The 1,899-nt window shown below is 74.2% G+C and carries 1 protein-coding gene; it reads right to left on the bottom strand.

Annotated features, from left to right (window positions below; all coding sequences use genetic code 11):
* The coding region (locus ACFWW8_RS38535) for a condensation domain-containing protein (RefSeq protein ID WP_386537592.1) at window positions 1-1,899 on the bottom strand (1,899 nt) is incomplete at both ends.

Genomic DNA, 1,899 nt, shown 5'->3' with positions numbered 1-1,899 from the left:
CCTCCAGCACCTGGCGCCGCTCGGCCCCGCTCAGCAACTCCAGCTCCGAGAGCGGTACGTCGGGAGCGGCGACCACGTGCTCCAGGGTGCGCCGCAGCATGCCCGTCAGCCGCTCGACCGTCGACGCCTCGTACAGGTCGGAGCTGTACAGCACCGCACCCGTCAGCGGACCGTCCGGCTCGGCCCGCAGCAGGAACTCCAGGTCGAACTTGACGGCCCCCGTCGCCAGCGGCTCCGCGACCCCGGCCCGCAGGCCGGCCAGTTCCGGCGCCACCGCCGGCCCCGACTCCAGCGCGAGACAGACCTGGAACAGGGGATGCCGGGCCAGCGAACGGGCCGGGTTGACGGCCTCCAGCACCAGGTCGAACGGCACCTCCTGATGGGCGAAGGCGTCCAGGTCGGCGGCGCGCACCCGGGCCAGGAGCTCGCGGAACGCGGGATCGCCCGAGGTGTCGGTCCGCAGCACGAGGGTGTTGACGAAGAACCCCACCAGCCCGGACAGCGCCTCGTCCGAACGGCCCGCGACCGGCGAGCCGAGAGGGATGTCCGTCCCCGCACCCATCCGCGTCAACAGGGCGGCGAGCGCCGCCTGGAGCACCATGAACGGGGTGCACCGCTCGACGCGCGCCAGCTCCACGATCCGCTTGTGCAGTTCCGGGCCGAAGTCGACCTGCACCGCCCCGCCGCGCTGCCCCGCCACCGCGGGCCTGGGCCGGTCGTGGACCAGCCCGAGCTCCTCCGGCAGCCCCGCCAGGGCGGTCTTCCAGTAGGCGAGCTGGTCCTCCAGGGCTCCGCCGTCGGCCAGCGCGGCCCGCTGCCACAACGCGTAGTCGGTGTAGTCCGCGGGCAGCGGGTCCCAGTCGGGGGCCCGGCCCGCCCGCCGCGCCGCGTAGGCGGTGGACAGGTCGTCGAACAGCGGGCGCAGCGACTGCCCGTCGGTCGCGATGTGGTGCAGCAGGACGAGCAGGGAGGACTCCGCCTCCCCGGTCCGTACCAGCGTCACCCGCAGCGGGTGCTCCGCGGCCAGGTCGAACGGGTGCCGGGCGGCCGCCAGCAACTCGGCCTCCCGATCCGACGGCGCGACCGTACGGACCTCGAAGACCGGCTCGCCGACCGGGTCGACGACCTGCCGCGGCTCGCCGTCCACGGTGGTGAACCGGGTCCGCAGCGGCTCGTGCCGGCCCACCAGATCGGCGAAGGCGGCGCGCAGCGCCCCGACGTCCACAACCCCGTCCAGCGGTACGGTCATCGGCACGTTGTACGAGGTCCCTCTGTCCTGGAGCCCGGACACCAGCCAGAGGCGCTGCTGGGCGAAGGAGAGCGGCGGCCGCTGCGGTCGCACCGCGGCCCGGGTCAGCGGCGGGAGTACGGGACGGCCCGACGCGGCGGCGATCTGCCGCGCCAGTGCGGCCGGTGTGGGGTGCTGGAAGACGTCGCGGAGGGTGAGGGTGACGCCGAGGGTGGCACCGATGCGGTTGGCGAGGCGGGCGGCGAGCAGGGAGTGGCCGCCGTGGTCGAAGAAGCTGTCGTCGACGGACAGCGGTACGGGTGACTCCAGGACCTCGCCGACCAGCGTGCGTACGATCTCCTCCAGCTCGGTCCGCGGCTGACGGCCCCCCGTGGTCAGCGGTGCTTCGACGGCGGGCAGGGCCCGCTTGTCGATCTTCCCGTTGGCGGTCAGCGGCAGCCGGTCCAGGACGGCGAACCGCGAGGGCACCATGTGCTCGGGCAGGTGCTCGCGCAGCCAGCTGCGCAGGGCGGCGGGGGTGAGGACGGGGCCGGGGGTCAGGGTGACGTAGGCCGTCAGGTCGGTGGAGTGGACGAGGGTGGCCCGGGCGACCCGGGGGTGGGTGGTGAGGACGGTTTCGATCTCGGTGGGTTCGATGCGGAAGCCGCGGA

The organism is Streptomyces sp. NPDC058701, from assembly GCF_042715295.1.
Classification (GTDB): Bacteria; Actinomycetota; Actinomycetes; order Streptomycetales; family Streptomycetaceae; genus Streptomyces.
This window is presented reverse-complemented; position numbering and strand designations above follow the sequence as displayed.